The sequence below is a fragment of the Achromobacter mucicolens genome, from assembly GCF_029866465.1.
GTDB lineage: Bacteria > Pseudomonadota > Gammaproteobacteria > Burkholderiales > Burkholderiaceae_B > Achromobacter > Achromobacter mucicolens.
In genome coordinates this window covers 3,422,780-3,437,510 of record NZ_CP123364.1, presented here as the reverse complement: position 1 = coordinate 3,437,510, position 14,731 = coordinate 3,422,780, and the positions used below count along the sequence as shown (strand labels likewise).

13 protein-coding genes are annotated in these 14,731 nt (G+C 66.9%); 6 read left to right on the top strand and 7 right to left on the bottom strand.

Annotated elements, in window-relative coordinates; translation table 11 throughout:
- Positions 1 to 29 precede the first annotated feature (29 nt).
- From QEP15_RS15645 to QEP15_RS15635, 3 genes are all read right to left on the bottom strand, one after another.
- Entirely contained in the window at positions 30 to 986 is a 957-nt protein-coding gene (locus QEP15_RS15645; protein ID WP_217617508.1) for a 2-hydroxyacid dehydrogenase, read from the bottom strand.
- Between the two features lie 130 nt (positions 987 to 1,116).
- Positions 1,117 to 2,088, bottom strand: coding sequence for a Bug family tripartite tricarboxylate transporter substrate binding protein (locus tag QEP15_RS15640; protein WP_152384813.1), 972 nt, complete (start codon positions 2,086 to 2,088; stop codon positions 1,117 to 1,119).
- A gap of 75 nt (positions 2,089 to 2,163) precedes the next feature.
- The gene (locus QEP15_RS15635) at positions 2,164 to 3,165 is read right to left on the bottom strand and encodes a Bug family tripartite tricarboxylate transporter substrate binding protein (RefSeq protein WP_280147674.1); all 1,002 of its coding nucleotides are present in this window, start codon (positions 3,163 to 3,165) and stop codon (positions 2,164 to 2,166) included.
- Between the two features lie 223 nt (positions 3,166 to 3,388).
- Between QEP15_RS15635 and QEP15_RS15630 the strand changes: the two genes are divergently transcribed.
- The 5 genes from QEP15_RS15630 (at position 3,389) to garL (ending at position 9,014) form a co-directional block, all read left to right on the top strand.
- Positions 3,389 to 4,318 (top strand): dihydrodipicolinate synthase family protein, encoded by a 930-nt coding sequence (locus QEP15_RS15630; protein ID WP_056324227.1) that lies wholly within the window; start codon positions 3,389 to 3,391, stop codon positions 4,316 to 4,318.
- A gap of 187 nt (positions 4,319 to 4,505) precedes the next feature.
- The gene (locus QEP15_RS15625; protein ID WP_175155985.1) at positions 4,506 to 5,207 is read left to right on the top strand and encodes a FadR/GntR family transcriptional regulator; all 702 of its coding nucleotides are present in this window, start codon (positions 4,506 to 4,508) and stop codon (positions 5,205 to 5,207) included.
- Positions 5,208 to 5,326: 119 nt separating this feature from the next.
- Positions 5,327 to 6,367, top strand: coding sequence for an Ldh family oxidoreductase (locus tag QEP15_RS15620; RefSeq protein WP_280148916.1), 1,041 nt, complete (start codon positions 5,327 to 5,329; stop codon positions 6,365 to 6,367).
- 84 nt (positions 6,368 to 6,451) lie between these two features.
- Positions 6,452 to 8,197 carry an L-arabinonate dehydratase gene (araD, locus tag QEP15_RS15615; protein ID WP_280147673.1) on the top strand — a complete coding sequence of 582 codons (1,746 nt, stop codon included), beginning with the start codon at positions 6,452 to 6,454 and terminating at the stop codon, positions 8,195 to 8,197.
- 49 nt (positions 8,198 to 8,246) lie between these two features.
- On the top strand, positions 8,247 to 9,014 hold the full coding sequence (gene garL, locus QEP15_RS15610; protein ID WP_142054657.1) for a 2-dehydro-3-deoxyglucarate aldolase: 768 nt from the start codon (positions 8,247 to 8,249) through the stop codon (positions 9,012 to 9,014).
- A gap of 13 nt (positions 9,015 to 9,027) precedes the next feature.
- Here garL and lysA read toward each other — a convergent pair whose 3' ends face one another.
- Entirely contained in the window at positions 9,028 to 10,260 is a 1,233-nt protein-coding gene (gene lysA / locus QEP15_RS15605) for a diaminopimelate decarboxylase (protein ID WP_152385536.1), read from the bottom strand.
- Between the two features lie 114 nt (positions 10,261 to 10,374).
- On the opposite strand from lysA, the gene QEP15_RS15600 reads away from it, so the two are divergent.
- On the top strand, positions 10,375 to 11,292 hold the full coding sequence (locus QEP15_RS15600; RefSeq protein ID WP_152384810.1) for a LysR family transcriptional regulator: 918 nt from the start codon (positions 10,375 to 10,377) through the stop codon (positions 11,290 to 11,292).
- A gap of 127 nt (positions 11,293 to 11,419) precedes the next feature.
- On the opposite strand, the gene rpsT is transcribed toward QEP15_RS15600, so the two are convergent.
- The 3 genes from rpsT to murJ all read right to left on the bottom strand — a co-directional run bounded on the left by rpsT (position 11,420) and on the right by murJ (position 14,674).
- A complete protein-coding gene (rpsT, locus tag QEP15_RS15595) occupies positions 11,420 to 11,683 on the bottom strand; it encodes a 30S ribosomal protein S20 (RefSeq protein ID WP_043542310.1) in 264 nt (87 codons plus the stop codon).
- A 264-nt stretch (positions 11,684 to 11,947) separates the two neighbouring features.
- Complete coding sequence (locus QEP15_RS15590; protein ID WP_062840668.1) at positions 11,948 to 12,919, bottom strand: FecR family protein; 972 nt, start codon at positions 12,917 to 12,919, stop codon at positions 11,948 to 11,950.
- 195 nt (positions 12,920 to 13,114) lie between these two features.
- Positions 13,115 to 14,674 carry a murein biosynthesis integral membrane protein MurJ gene (gene murJ, locus QEP15_RS15585; RefSeq protein ID WP_152384809.1) on the bottom strand — a complete coding sequence of 520 codons (1,560 nt, stop codon included), beginning with the start codon at positions 14,672 to 14,674 and terminating at the stop codon, positions 13,115 to 13,117.
- Between the last annotated feature and the right edge of the window lie 57 nt (positions 14,675 to 14,731).

Here is a 14,731-nt window from a genome sequence, read left to right as displayed (position 1 = left end):
GCGCAGGCGGCCCGGACGAACAAAGCCGGTTATTCCACCGGCGTGATCACGCGGCCGGTTTCAAAGAACGACTGCAGGTTTTCCAGCATCATGTTTTCCATGGCCAGGCGCGTTTCCTCGGTGGCGCTGCCGATGTGCGGTAGCAGCACGGCCTTGTCGCTCTTCATCAGCGCTTCGGGCACCTTGGGTTCGTGCTCGAAGACGTCGAGCGCCGCGCAGCCCAGCTTGCCGTCTTCCAGGGCCGCGACCAGCGCGGTTTCGTCGATGACCGGGCCGCGCGCGATGTTGACGATGATGCCCTTCGGGCCCAGTGCTTCCAGCACGTCGCGATTCACAAGGTGGCGCGTGCTGGGACCGCCCACGGTGGCCACGATCAGGAAATCGGCCCACTTGGCCAGGTCCGTCAGCGACGCTTCGTAGCCGTAGGCCACGTCGTCGCGCTTTCTGCGGTTGTGATACCGCACGTCCATGTCAAAGCCCGTGCCGCGCTTGGCGATCGCTTCGCCGATGCGGCCCAGGCCGACGATGCCCAGTTTTTTGCCGCTGACACGCAGGCCCAGGGGGATGCTGCCGTGCACCTGGCCCCATTGGCCGGCGCGCACGAAGCGTTCGCCTTGTCCCATGCGGCGGGCGCCTGCGATGAGCAGGCCCCAGGCAAGGTCTGCCACGCAATCGGTCAGCACGTCGGGCGTATTGCTGACCAGCACGCCACGCTTGCGCGCGGCCTCGACGTCGATCGTCTCGTAGCCCACGCCCCAGCTGCAGATGGCCTTCAGGTCCGGCAGCGCGTTGATGAGCTCGGCGTTGGCGCCGAAATTGGCGGACGTGACGACGGCGGTGATGCCCTTGCCGTGCTCGGCCAGCGCAGCCTTGCGGTCCGGGTACTTCCACAATTCGATGACGTCATAGCCATCGGCCAGGCGCTGGTTGGCGGAAGGGGAGCCGGCCAGCGAGCCGACCTGGATGATGCGTTGCTTGGTGGTCATGTTGTCGTACGGTTGGGTGGCGAAGGTTTCATGCTACTTGATTCAAGCGGGGACCTTGCGGGCCGGGCGCGCAGCCAAGGCGGCTGCGCACCCGCTGCGGGATGCCCGCATGCAGGCATCCGGCGAAGCGTTACTCCAGCTGAATGTTGGCCTTCTGGATCACGTCCTTCCAGCGCTTGACTTCAGCCTGCTGGAAATCGGCGAACTGCTGCGGCGTGTTGGCGACGACCTCGAAGCCCATGCCTTGCAGCGTTTTCTGGGTCTGGGGCTCTCGCAGTGCGGTGCGCAGCGCCTCGGCCAGCTTGTCGACGACCGGCTGCGGCGTGCCCTTGGGCACGGCAAAGCCCTGCCAGGAATACACCACCATGTCCTTGATGCCGGCCTCCGTCAGCGTCGGCACATCGGGCAGGTCCGGCGTGCGGGCGTCGCCCGTGATGGCCAGCGCCTTGAGCTTGCCTGCCTTGATGTGGTTCTGCACCGCGCCCAGGTTCTGGAAGGACACGTTGACCTGCCCGCCGATGAGGTCCGCGATGGCCGCGCCGCCGCCCTTGTAAGGCACGTCCACGCCGGTGCTTTGCGTGCGCTGGCGGAACAGTACGGCCGACAGGTGATCCGACGAGCCCGTGCCCGACGAGGCGTACGACACGCGATTCGGATTCTTCTTCGCGTAGTCGACCAGCTCGGCGACGGTGCTGGCCGGGAACGAAGGCGCCGCGACCAGCACGTTGGGATTGCGCACTGCCTGCGTCAGGTAGGCGAAATCCTTGCTGGGGTTGTACGACAGGTTCTTGTACAGGGCTTCGTTGATGGCGAAGGTGCCGATGGAGCCGACCATCATGGTGTAGCCGTCCGGCGTGGAGCGGGCCAACGCCTGGGCGCCGATAGCGCTGTTCGCGCCCGGCTTGTTCTCGACGACGAAGGTCTGTCCCAGGATCTTGGACAGCGCCGGCGTGACCGAACGCGCGGTGATGTCGGAGGACCCGCCGGGCACGAAGGGCACGATCATGGTGACGGGCTTTTCGGGGTAACCGGCGGCATGGGCCGCCGGCGACCCAAGCACAACGGCGCCCGCCGCGAATACGGCGCTGATCAGTTTGTTCATGGTGTCTCCTGGTTCGCGTGATGATGAAGAGCCCGCCGCTCACGCGTTGCGGGCAGGCCCCGGATCGGTGCAGGGTCAGTCGACCTTGGCGCCGGATTTCTTCACAACGTCGGCCCACTTGACGGTTTCCTGGGCCATGAACTGCTTGAACTGGGCGGGCGTGTTGCCGGACGGCGTCGCGCCTTGCGCCTGAAGCTGCGCGCGCACGGGCTCCTGCTGCAAGGCGGCGGCCACGTCGCGCTGGACCTTCTCGACGATCTCGGGCGGTGTGCCGGCCGGCGCCATCAGCCCGAACCAGCTCGATGCCTCATACCCCTTCACGCCGGCTTCGGCCATCGTGGGCACGTCGGGCAGGGCAGGCGAGCGATTGGCCGTCGTAACGGCCAGGGGGCGAAGCTTGCCGGCCTTCAGAAATCCCATGGACGAGGGCAGGTTGTCGAAGATCAGGTCCGCCGATCCGGCCATCACGTCCGTCAGCGCGGGGCTGCTGCCCTTGTAGGGCACGTGCGTCATGCGCGTGCCGGTCATGCTCTGGAAGAGTTCGCCTGAAAGGTGCGTGGAAGTGCCGTTGCCCGTGGACGCCATGTTGACGCTGTCGGGATTGGCCTTCAGGTACTTGATCAGATCGGCCACGGTGCGGATGCCGTGCTTGTCGGCAAACTTGGGATTGAGCTCAAGGATGTTGGGCACCGGAATCACCAGCGTGACGGGCACGAAGTCCTTGACCGGGTCATACGGCAGCTTGGCGTACACGGACTGGTTGATGGCGTGCGTGCTGACGGTGCCCATCAAAAAGGTGTAGCCGTCGGGCGTGGCGCGCGCGGCTTCGGCCGAGCCGACGTTGCCGCCGGCGCCCGCCTTGTTGTCCACCACCACGGGCTTGTTCCAGCTTTTGCCCAACTCGGCCGCCACCACGCGCGCGGCGATGTCGGCGGTGCCGCCGGCGGGGAAGGGGACGATGATCTTGACTTCCCGCTCGGGGTAGTCGGCGAAGGCCGGCGAGGCCGGCAGGGCAAAGGCGGTGGCCGTCAGGAGGGCGGCGGCAAGAAGCCGGCCTCGCGCAGGGGCTGCATACATGGAATTCGTCTCCTCGGTGTGCGCGTGGCCGCGCATCGTTTCTGGGGGTATTCCGCTCCCGGCGAGCCGGGAACTCGAAGACGCATGCGGCCCGCGCCTCATGCGCCTTGCGTGCTGCCGATCAACTTGTAAAACAAATATAGGTATTGAGCTATAGCTTGTCAACCAAGTATACTTTTTCGACCCTACTTCTCTGACAACTGCACCCGCCAGGAGCCCTTCCATGAAAACCACCCCGGTCACCGCCCAGGATCTGCAGCGCTCGGTCATCGCCGTGCCGCCGCTGGCCCGCAATGCCGACCTGTCGCTCAACGAATCGGCCAACAAGGCGTTGCTCGGCCACCTGGAAGCGGGCGGCGTGCGCAACGTCATGTATGGCGGCAATGCCAACTTCTACAACGTGGGTGTGAGCGAATATGCCCGCATCGTGGACATGCTGGCAAGCCTGGCGGGCCCTGACACCTGGATCCTGCCGTCGGTGGGGCCCGACTACGGCAAGATGATGGACCAGGCCGCCATCCTGCGTTCGCGCGCGTTCCCGACGGCGATGCTGCTGCCCATGTCCTTTCCGTACACCGACGCGGGGCTTGCCGACGGCGTGCGCCGTTTCACGGATGCGCTGGGCAAGCCGGCGGTGGTCTACATCAAGTCGGCGGACTACCTGGCGCCGGAAACCGCGGCGCGCCTGATCGAGGAAGGCCGCCTGGTCGCCTTCAAGTACGCCGTCGTGCGCGACGATCCGTCCGAAGACGCCTACCTGTCGGCGCTGCTGCAGGCCGTGGATTCGCGCTGGGTCGTCAGCGGCATCGGCGAGCGCCCGGCCATCGTCCACTACCGCGAATTCGGGCTCAAGAGCTTTACGTCCGGATCGGTCTGCGTGGCGCCGCGCGGGTCGATGCGCCTGCTGCATCTGCTGCAGGAAGGCCGCTACGACGAGGCCGAAGCCGTGCGCGAACAGTACCTCGGGCTGGAAGACTGCCGCGACAGCATCAGTCCCATCCGTGTGCTGCACGACGCCGTGACGCTGTCGGGCGTGGCGGACATGGGCCCGATGCTGCCGCTCTTGACCGGCATCTCCAGCGCCGAGCGCGAGCGCGTGGCACCGGTGGCCCGCGCGCTGGCCGCCTGGGACCGCGAGACCGCCACGGCGTGACGGCCGCGGCGCGCCGGACCCGCATTGCGGGTACGATGAGCGCCGTCCGCGTGTCGCAGCAGTCTGTCAGGGCCTGTTCCCCGCGCGTGGACAGGCCCTACTACCAGGAGGTTACGTGGCTCGACCCAAAGCATCCCCCCAACCCGCGCCGACTGCGTCCGGCGAACCGGAGGCGTCCGCCGCGCCGGTGCTGGAACGCGGGCACCGGGTACGGCTGGCGGACCAGCTTTACGGCCAGATCTTCGAACAGATCGTCTCCGGCGGACTGAACGTCGGCGACAAGCTTCCCTCCGAAAACGAAATTTCCGAACGCTACGGCGTGTCGCGGCCGGTCGTGCGCGAAGCCTTGCTGCGGCTGCGCGCCGACGGCCTCATTACCGCGCACCAGGGCCTGGGCACCTTCGTGAGCCACCAGCCCGCGCCGCGCCTGAAGGCGTTCAACGACGTGCAGAATGTCGGCGCCTATCTGCGCGCGCAAGAAGTGCGCGTGGCGCTTGAAGGCGACGCCGCGCGCCTGGCGGCCTTGCGGCGCACCGACGAGCAGCTGGGCAAGATCGCCGACGCGCATGCGGCATTTGCCGATACGCTTGCCAAGGGCCAGGTCTCGGCGGAAGCGGACCTGGCGTTTCATGCCAGCATCGCCGAGGCCAGCGGCAACGACTTCTATCTGGGCGTGCTGGAAAGCATCCATGAATCCATCAGCGGCTTCATGCGCCTGACGCTCAATCTGACGCGCACGGGTTCGCGCCAGCGCGCGCAGCGCGTCGTGGACGAGCACGCGACCATCCTGGATGCGATCCGCGAACAGGACGGCGAACGCGCGCGCGTCGCGATGCAGTTCCATCTGGGCCAGGCCCGTCACCGGTTGGTCGACCGGGACCGGGACTGACGCCGCCAACGCCGCCCGCCACACCACAAGACAACAGGAGACAGACAGTGTCAGGGAACGGAGCAAACGCCACGGCCGTGCCGGTGGAAGAGGTGCGTGAACAGATCTTGCAGGTGCTGATGGCGTGGGGCATGGCCGAGGATCTGGCCCACACCACGGCCGGCCTGATGGCGCGCACGGACCTCTTTGGCATCGATTCGCACGGCATCTCCATGCTGCCCGCCTACGAGGAAAAATGGCGCGCCGGCACGCTGCGGCTGGACGCTCGCGCGCGCGTCGTGCGCGACGGCGGCGCCAGCGCGCTGATCGACGGCATGGGCGGGCTGGGCTATCCGGTTGCGGCGCAGGCCATGAACCTGGCCGTGGACAAGGCGCTGGAGCATGGCGTGGGCGCGGTCTCGGTCTGCAACTCGCATCACTTCGGCGCGGCGGGCGTCTACGCGCGCATCGCAGTCGAACGCGGCGTGGTCGGGCTGGTCACCAGCAGCGCCAACGGCGTCATCATGGTCCCCACGCGCGGCGCGATGCCGATGCTGGGCACCAATCCCATCGCGTTCGGCGCGCCCGCGGCCTACAACGAGCCCTTCGTGCTCGACATGGCCACGACCACCGTGGCGGCCAACAAGGTCAAGGTCTACGACTTCCTGGACAAGCCCTTGCCGCCGGGCTGGGCGGTGGACGGGCAGGGTGCGCCGGTCACGGACGCGGACGCCGCGATGCAGTTCATCTTCAAGCGTCCCGAAGGCGGCCTCACGCCGCTGGGCGGCACCACCGCCATGAGCAGCCACAAAGGCTATGGCCTGGCGATGATGGCGCAGATCCTGGGCGGCACGCTCAGCGGCAGCGCGTTCGCGGCCCGTCGCGCCGCCACGCGCCGTCCCGGCGAACCCGACGACGTCGGGCACTTCTTTCTCGCGCTCAATCCCGACGCCTTCCGCGCGGCGGGGTCGTTCGAGTCGGACATGGACGACATGATCGACGCCATGCACGACACGCCGCCGGCCGACCCGTCCGAACCGGTGCTGGTGGCCGGCGAGCCCGAAGCGGCCGAGCGCGTGCGCCGGTTGCGCGAAGGCATTCCGATTCCTGCGGCGCTGGCCGAACGCCTGCGCGGCATCTGCGAGCGCGCCGGCACGCCGTACCTGCTGGATCCCGCCTGAGTCCGTCTTGGCGATCGCGCCCCGACGGGGCGTCTTATGGTATGAACACGCATTGACCCCGCCACAGAGCAGAGGAAGCGAGACATGAGCCATTCCAACAATCGCAAGAAACCCGAAGACCTGCGCAGCCACCGCTGGTACGGCGTGAAGGACCTGCGGTCCTTCGGCCACCGGTCGCGGACCGCGCAGATGGGCTATCACCGCTCCGATTACGCCGGCAAGCCGGTGATTGCCATCATCAACACCTGGAGCGACATCAACCCCTGTCACAGCCACTTCAAGCAGCGCGTCGAAGAGGTCAAGCGCGGCATCTGGCAGGCGGGCGGATTTCCGGTGGAGATGCCGGCGATGAGCCTGTCCGAGCCCTTCCAGAAGCCCACGACGATGCTCTACCGCAACCTGCTGGCGATGGAGACCGAGGAGCTGCTGCGCTCGTATCCCGCCGATGGCTGCGTGCTGATGGGCGGCTGCGACAAGACCACACCGGCGCTCATCATGGGTGCGGTGTCGATGGACCTGCCCACCATCTTCGTGCCGGCCGGGCCGATGCTGCGCGGCAACTGGAATGGCAACACGCTGGGCTCGGGGTCCGACACCTGGAAGTATTGGGCGGAACTGCGCGCGGGCAACATCACCGAGGAAGACTGGCAGGGCGTGGAAGACGGCATCGCGCGTTCGCCCGGCCATTGCATGACGATGGGCACGGCGTCCACCATGACGGGCGCGGTCGAGGCCCTGGGCTTGTGCCTGTCGGGCGCATCGTCAATCCCCGCGCCGGATTCACGCCATGCGCAGATGGCCAGTCTGACGGGCAAGCGCATCGTCGACATGGTCTGGGAAGACCTGAAGCCCTCGGACCTGCTGACCGCGGCCTCTTATGACAATGCCGTGCGCACCGTGCTGGCGTTGTCGGGCTCGACCAATGCCGTGGTGCACCTGATCGCCATGGCGCGGCGCAGCGGCTTCGGGCTGGACCTGGACCGCTTCGATCACCTGGCGCGCACCACGCCCGTCCTGGCCAATCTGCGGCCGGCGGGCAAGTACCTGATGGAAGACTTCTACTACGCCGGGGGCCTGCGCGCGATGCTGGTGCAGCTGGGCGACCTGCTGGACACCGCGCAGCGCACGGTGGATGGGCGCACGCTGGGCGAGAACATTGCGGGGGCGCGCATCTTCAACGAGGACGTGATCCGTCCGCGGGCGCAGGCGCTCATCGAACGCGATGGCCTGGCGGTGCTGCGCGGCAATCTTGCGCCCGATGGCGCGGTGATCAAGCCGCCCGCGATGGAGGCGCGCCTGCAGGTGCACACCGGCCGCGCCGTCGTCTTCAAGGATTACAACGACATGGCCGAGCGCATCGACGATCCGGATCTGGATGTGGATGCCGATAGCGTCATCGTGCTGCAGAACGCCGGACCGCAAGGCGCGCCGGGCATGCCGGAATGGGGGCAGCTTCCCATCCCGCAAAAGCTGCTCAAGCAAGGCGTGCGCGACATGGTGCGCATTTCCGATGCGCGCATGAGCGGCACCAGCTATGGCGCCTGTGTGTTGCACGTCGCACCCGAATCGTATGTGGGCGGACCGCTCGCGCTGGTGAAAGACGGCGACCGCATTACGCTGGATGTGCCGAACCGCCGGCTGGACCTCTTGATTCCGGACGCGGAGCTGGCCGAGCGGCGTGCGGCCTGGCAAGCGCCGCCGCCCCGCTTCGAGCGCGGCTATGGCGTGCTGTATCTCAAGCACATCGGCCAGGCCGACACCGGGTGCGACTTCGATTTTCTGCAGTCCGAGGAGCGCGCCGCGCCCGCGGGCGAACCCGAGATCCATTGATGCCGATCGTCCGGGAGACACGGCATTTTTTTCTGACATGAAGGCGGCAATGAACTCACCTCTTCCCAATCGGTTCCGGCAGCGCATCCTGGCCCGCGAACGGCTTATCGGATTCTGGATGTGCATGTCCAGCCACATCACCGCCGAGCTCGTCGGCCTGGCCGATTTCGACTGGCTGCTTCTGGATGGCGAGCATTCGCCCAACGAGGTGCCGATGTTCCTGCAGCAGCTCCAGGCCCTGCAGGGAAGCGCCAGCGCGGCCGTCGGCCGTCCGTCCTGGAACGATCCGGTCGAGATCAAGCGCCTGCTGGATATCGGCTTCTACAACCTGCTGATTCCCTTCATAGAATCCGAAGAGGATGCGCGCCGCGCGGTGGCCGCCACGCGATATCCGCCGCAAGGCATCCGTGGCGTGGCGGGTGCGCAGCGCAGCAACCGATATGGCACGGTGCCCGACTATCTGCACACGATCAACGACAACATCTGCGTGCTGTTGCAGATCGAAAGCCGTCCCGGCATCGAGGCCGTGGATGAGATCGCCGCCGTCGAGGGCGTGGACGGCGTGTTCATCGGCCCGTCGGATCTGGCGGCGGCGCTTGGCCATCTGGGCAATCCCGGCCACCCCGAAGTGCAGGAAGCGATCCGCCATCTGTACCAGCGGGTGACCGCGCAGGGCAAGGCCGTGGGCATTCTGGCCCCCGTGCATGCCGACGCGCGGCGCTACCTGGACATGGGCATGCACTTCGTGGCCGTGGGCACCGACCTGGGCGTGTTCAAGCAGGCGACCTTCGCGTTGCGCGAGGCGTTCCCCACCTGAGGCCCAGGTTCGCTCAAGCCTCCAGCGCCAGCAACTCCGCGACGGTCTGGCGCCGACGGATCAGGCGCGCCTCGCCCTTGTCCAGCAGGACTTCGGGCGCCAGCGGGCGGCTGTTGTAGTTCGAGGACATCGACGAGCCGTACGCGCCGGCGTTGTGAAAGACCATGAAGTCGCCGATGCGCGGACGCGGCAGCAACTGGTCGGACATGACGCCGCCTTCGTTCTGCGTGAACACATCGCCCGATTCGCACAGCGGACCGGCCACCGCGATGCGCGTTTCGGGCGCGTCCTGCGGATGTGAGCCATCCGGCGCATGCACCGAGATCCGGTGATAGCTGCCGTACATGGCGGGGCGCATCAGGTCGTTGAAGCCCGCGTCGACCAGCGCGAAATCGCGCTCGGGACGGCGGTTGATGGCATGCACCTCGGCGACCAGCACGCCGGATTCGGCGACCAGGAAGCGTCCGGGTTCGATCTCCAGGCGAATCTCGTGGCCCAGATACGCCGCGATGCGCTGGCGCGCCGCATCCCATTGCGAGAAGTAGTGATCGCAGTCGATGCGCGGCTCGCCATCGCGGTAGGGGATCGACAGCCCGCCGCCCGCCGAGATGGCCTCGATGTCGTGATCCAGCGACTTCACCACGTCCACCATGGCATCGCACACGCTGGACAGGTGGCCGTAGTCGACGCCCGAGCCGATGTGCATGTGCACGCCCACCAGCTTCAGGCCGTGGCGGCGCACGATGGAAATAGCCTCGGCCACGTCGCCGATCCAGATGCCGTGCTTGCTTTGCGGGCCGCCGGTATTGGTTTTGTTGCTATGGCCGTGGCCAAAGCCGGGGTTGATGCGCAGCCAGACGCGATGGCCCGGCGATGCCTTGCCCACGCGGTCCAGCATGTCCAGCGACCCGGCGTTGACCGTGATGCCGTGCTTGAGCGCGGTAGCCAGCGTGGCGTGGTCGATGAGGTCCGCCGTGAAGACGATGCCTTCGGGTTCGCTGCGCGGATCAAAGCCGGCCGCCAGGCTGCGCTCGATCTCGCCCAGGGACACCGCGTCCACCACCACGCCTTGCTCGCGCATCAGGCGCAGGATGTGCAGGTTGGAGCACGCCTTCTGGGCGTAGCGGATCGTGTCGAAGCGGCGCAATTGCGCAATGCGTTCGCGGATGACGGCGGCGTCGTACACCCAGAGCGGCGTGCCGTGTTCGGCGGCAAGTTGGGTGAGCTGGCGCGGATCGAAGGTCATGATGGAAGCGGAACCGTGAGGAAAGTGAATCGAAGGCGGCATGATGCCTGCCCTACGTCATCCAGTAAAATGCTTTGATTTTCGGGATCGATTCATTCCTGATATGGAGTTGGGATGCTGACGCATCGCCACATCGAAGTCTTCCGTGCCGTGATGATCGCCGGCAGTGTGACCCGCGCGGCGGAATTTCTGAATACGTCGCAGCCAACCGTCAGCCGCGAGCTGGCGCGGATGGAACAGACCATCGGCTTCGCGCTGTTTGAACGCGTCGCGGGGCGTCTGCGCGCCACCAGGCCCGCGCTGGCGCTCTTCGAAGAGGTGCGGCAGTCCTACGCCGGCCTGGAGCGCGTGGCGTCCGCCGCCGCGCGTCTGCGGGCGTTCCGGGAAGGGCAGCTCTCGGTGATCTCGCTGCCGGCGTTCTCGCATTCGATCCTGCCCGATGCGTTTCTGCGCTTTCACGGCCGCCACCCCGGGGTGAGCCTATCAGTCGAAACGCAGGAGTCGCCGCTGCTCGAAGAATGGCTGACCGCGCAGCGCTACGATCTGGGCCTGACCGAGCAGGATTCGGCTCCCGCCGGCACGCGGCTGGAATTGCTGACGCAGGTTGATGAGGTCTGCGTGCTGCCTGACGGCCATCCGCTGCTGGCCCACGCCGCCATCGGCCTGGCCGATTTCGAAGGGCAGGCGTTCGTCAGCCTGTCCGCCAACGATCCCTACCGCGTCCAGATCGACGACGCATTCGCCCAGGCGGGCGTGCTGCCCCGGTCCATCGTGGAAACGCCCACGGCGGTGTCGGTTTGCACGTTCGTGCGTCAGGGGCTGGGCGTGGCCATCGTCAATCCATTGACGGCGCTGGACTTCGTGGGGCGGGGGCTGCACATCCGGCCGCTGACGCGGTCGTTTCCGTTCCGCGTCAACGTGGTGTTTCCGGAGCATCGTCCCGGCAACCCGCTGGTCGGCGCCTTCATGGAATCGCTGCGCGACGCCGCGGCCGCCATCGAGGCCAAGCTGGCAGCCGCGCAGGGCACGTAGCAGGGACGGTGGCCTGCGGCGTCTTGCCGCCGCGAAAACCGGCAGCCAACAAAAAAGGATGCCCGCGGGCATCCTTCTTCATTTGCCGTATTCGTGACGCCCCGAAAACCGGGGGCGGCAGAATGGCTTAGGCCAGCGCCTTGATGGCGGCAGCCAGGCGGCTCTTGTGGCGAGCGGCCTTGTTCTTGTGGATGATGTTCTTGTCAGCCACGCGATCGATCACGCTGGTGGCCTTCTGGAACACTTCGCCAGCCGCAGCCTTGTCGCCAGCGGCGATGGATTGGCGAACGCGCTTGATGGCGGTGCGCAGCATCGAGCGCAGGCTGGAATTGTGCTTGTTGCGCTCAACGGATTGGCGAGCGCGCTTGCGGGCTTGGGCGGTATTGGCCATGTTGCTTTGTAAGTTGAATTCGGCAAAGTCGAACATTGTAGCAAGCCCCGTGGGGAATGCAAGCTTTTAATGTCGCTTTAACCGATGGAGCGCCCGTCAACCGGGCGGGAGGGCGCTGCTGGGAAGAATTCCCGGGTTGGAGAACCCTTGCGAGTGATCCTCTTGAAAACGCGAGGAAAATTCGCGGCGCCTACTGGATAAAAACACGGTGCGTAGTATACAACGGAAAGCGCCGCGCCCGGCAGACCTTCGTGGCCGTCGTTGTCAGGCCGCGACGCTGATGGACACGAACCAGGGCGTGAACCGGCGCACCTGGATCGGCATCAGGTCCTGCAGGCTGTCCAGCGCGGCGTCGGTGTCGTCCAGGGGGAAGTGGCCCGACACGGGCAGGCCCCCGGCGGCCATCGACACGCGCAGGGTGCCGCTGCGGTAGGGGCGCAGCGCGGCGATGACTTCCGCCAGCGGGCGGCCGCGGGCTTCGACCCACCCGGACTCCCAGGCGGCTTCGGCCATCAGTTCGGCGCGGGGGGTGTCCATGCGGGCATTGTCGAAGCGGGCGCCGGTGCCGGCGCGGATGGTGCCGTGAGCGCCCGACATGGTCTCGACTTCGACTTCGTGCTCGTGCACGACCACGACCGTGCGCTGCGCCTGCTGGCGCACCATGTAGCGGGTGCCCAGTGCGCGGACCGTGCCCTGCGCCGTCTGGACGAGGAACGGACGGCGGGCGTCCGGCGCGACGGACACGGTGACCGCGCCATCCAGAAGCCGGACCTGGCGGTACGCGGCTGTGAAATCCAGGTCGACGCGGCTGCGGGCGTCGAGCAGAAGCTGGCTGCCGTCGGACAGCAGGTAGCGGCGGCGTTCGCCGGTTGCCGTGGCTGCGTCGGCGGCGACGTTGTTCAGCGGGTAGAAGGCGTTGCCGACGTAAGCGGCGGCCGCGCCCGTACCGGCGAGCGCAAGCGCACCAGTCAGGAATCGGCGGCGGGGCGGCATGATGGCCGCGGGCGGGGGAGGGATCAGCGAGGGGGCAGCGCCCGAGGCGCCGCCGCCGCTGCCGGTGGCGTAAACATCGCCAAGCCGGCCGAACGACGATCCCGCCAGGGTGCCCGTCAATTGCTGCCAGGCGTTCTCATGGACAGGGTCGGCCGCTCGCCACGCCAGGAAGTCGTTGTAGTCCTGGGCCGTTGCTTTGCCGGAGCGCAGCAATAACAGCCAATTGATCACCTGGTCCGCCATGGGTTGTCCTTGGGCGTACTTCACTTCATATTCCCGCCAGCCGGGGCCAGCAGGGGATCCTCTCAGTCGCGATTTTTAAATCATAAAGGTTTTTTACCAAAGATTACGGCCCGCTTGTCAATTCTTGACGAATTTAGTGCGAAAAGCCGGCGTTTGGCCGGCTTTTGGATGGCAATGTAGCCCAAACAGGGGGAATTACGGCTTCGGGCGTCGTCCGAAGTCCTTGGGACGGAATCCAAACAGTAACAACATGCCGAAATACACCACGCCGCTGGCGGCCAGAACGCCGGCCAAAAGGAGCGCGCGCTGGCCGGCATGCGCCTGCAGGGCGATCCAATCGATGCGGGTGTCCGCATACCAGAGCAGCGCGGCCAGTCCGGCCAGGGCGGGCACCAGGCGCAAGGCAAACGCCGTCCAGCCGGCGCCCGGCTGGTAGACGCCGCGGCGGCGAAGGCCGATCAACAGCGCCAGGGCATTCAGGCACGCGCCCAGGCCGATCGCCAGGGCAAGTCCGGCATGCGCCAGCGTGGGGACCAGCGCCACGTTCAGCAGCTGCGTCACCACCAGCACGGCGATGGCGATCTTCACGGGCGTGCGGATGTCCTGTTTGGCGTAAAACCCGGGGGCCAGGATCTTGACCGCAAGCAGGCCGATCAATCCCGCCGAGTAAGAGATCACCGCCAAGCGCGTCTGCAACACGTCCTGCGCGTCGAAGGCGCCGTAATGGAACAGCGTCGCGACCAGCCCGTCGGACAGCAGCGCCATGCCGACCGCGGCGGGCAGGCCCAAGAGCAGGACCAGGCGCAGCCCCCAGTCGAGCAGTGCGCTGTAGCCGCCGTGGTCGTCGCGGGCGTGCGCGGCGGACAGGCTCGGCAGCAGGACGGTACCCAATGCCACGCCCAGAAGCGCCGTGGGAAATTCCATCAGGCGGTCGGCGAACGACAGCCACGTCACGCTGCCGGGCGTCAGCCACGTCGCGATATTGGTGTTGATGAGCAGCGAGATCTGCGCGACGGATACGCCCAGCGTGGCGGGCGCCATCTGCTTGAGGATGCGCTGCACGGTGGGATCTGCCCAGGCCTGGCCAAAGCGCAGCGAAAACCGCGGCGTGAGGCCCAGGCGCGCCAGCGCGACCCACTGAACGGCCAGTTGCGCCACGCCGCCGATCATGACGCCGACCGCCAACGCATACACCGGCACGTCCATGCGCGGCGCAAGCCAGATGCAGGCGCCGATCATGGACAGGTTCAGCAGCACGGGCGTGAAGGCCGGAACCGCGAAGCGGCGCCATGTGTTGAGTACGCCCGATGCGAAGGCGATCAGGGACATGCAGAGGATGTAGGGGAACATCATCCGCGTCATCCAGACCGCCGCACCGAATTCGGTGTCGCGCGCCGCCCCGCGCAGGCCGCTGGCCATCGCCGACACCACCCAGGGCGCCGCGATGATGCCGATCAGCGTGACCAGCATCAATGCGGCGGTCAGCAGCAGGGCGACGCGGTCCAGCAGCGTGCGGACTTCGTCCTCGGAGCGGTTGTTGCGCGCGGCGCCCAGGATGGGCACGAAAGCCTGGGCGAAGGCGCCTTCGGCGAACAGGCGGCGCAGCAGGTTGGGAATGCGGAAGGCAACCCAGAACGCGTCGGTAATGGGGCCGGCGCCAAAGGCGCGGGCCACCAGGATGTCGCGGACCAGGCCGGAAATGCGGGACAGCAACGTGAAACTGCTGACCGTGGCGGCCGAACGGAACAGGCTCATGGATGACTACTGAAGAGAATGCGGGCCGGATCGCCGCGGAGGATGGGGACGGAATGC

Excerpts from the sequence above, each read along its gene's own strand:
- QEP15_RS15645 (WP_217617508.1), bottom strand. The coding sequence starts at position 986 with ATGACCACCAAGCAACGCATCATCCAGGTCGGCTCGCTGGCCGGCTCC.
- QEP15_RS15640 (WP_152384813.1), bottom strand. The coding sequence starts at position 2,088 with ATGAACAAACTGATCAGCGCCGTATTCGCGGCGGGCGCCGTTGTGCTT.
- QEP15_RS15635 (WP_280147674.1), bottom strand. The coding sequence starts at position 3,165 with ATGTATGCAGCCCCTGCGCGAGGCCGGCTTCTTGCCGCCGCCCTCCTG.
- QEP15_RS15630 (WP_056324227.1), top strand. The coding sequence starts at position 3,389 with ATGAAAACCACCCCGGTCACCGCCCAGGATCTGCAGCGCTCGGTCATC.
- QEP15_RS15620 (WP_280148916.1), top strand. The coding sequence starts at position 5,327 with ATGGCGTGGGGCATGGCCGAGGATCTGGCCCACACCACGGCCGGCCTG.
- araD (WP_280147673.1), top strand. The coding sequence starts at position 6,452 with ATGAGCCATTCCAACAATCGCAAGAAACCCGAAGACCTGCGCAGCCAC.
- garL (WP_142054657.1), top strand. The coding sequence starts at position 8,247 with ATGAACTCACCTCTTCCCAATCGGTTCCGGCAGCGCATCCTGGCCCGC.
- lysA (WP_152385536.1), bottom strand. The coding sequence starts at position 10,260 with ATGACCTTCGATCCGCGCCAGCTCACCCAACTTGCCGCCGAACACGGC.
- QEP15_RS15600 (WP_152384810.1), top strand. The coding sequence starts at position 10,375 with ATGCTGACGCATCGCCACATCGAAGTCTTCCGTGCCGTGATGATCGCC.
- rpsT (WP_043542310.1), bottom strand. The coding sequence starts at position 11,683 with ATGGCCAATACCGCCCAAGCCCGCAAGCGCGCTCGCCAATCCGTTGAG.
- QEP15_RS15590 (WP_062840668.1), bottom strand. The coding sequence starts at position 12,919 with ATGGCGGACCAGGTGATCAATTGGCTGTTATTGCTGCGCTCCGGCAAA.
- murJ (WP_152384809.1), bottom strand. The coding sequence starts at position 14,674 with ATGAGCCTGTTCCGTTCGGCCGCCACGGTCAGCAGTTTCACGTTGCTG.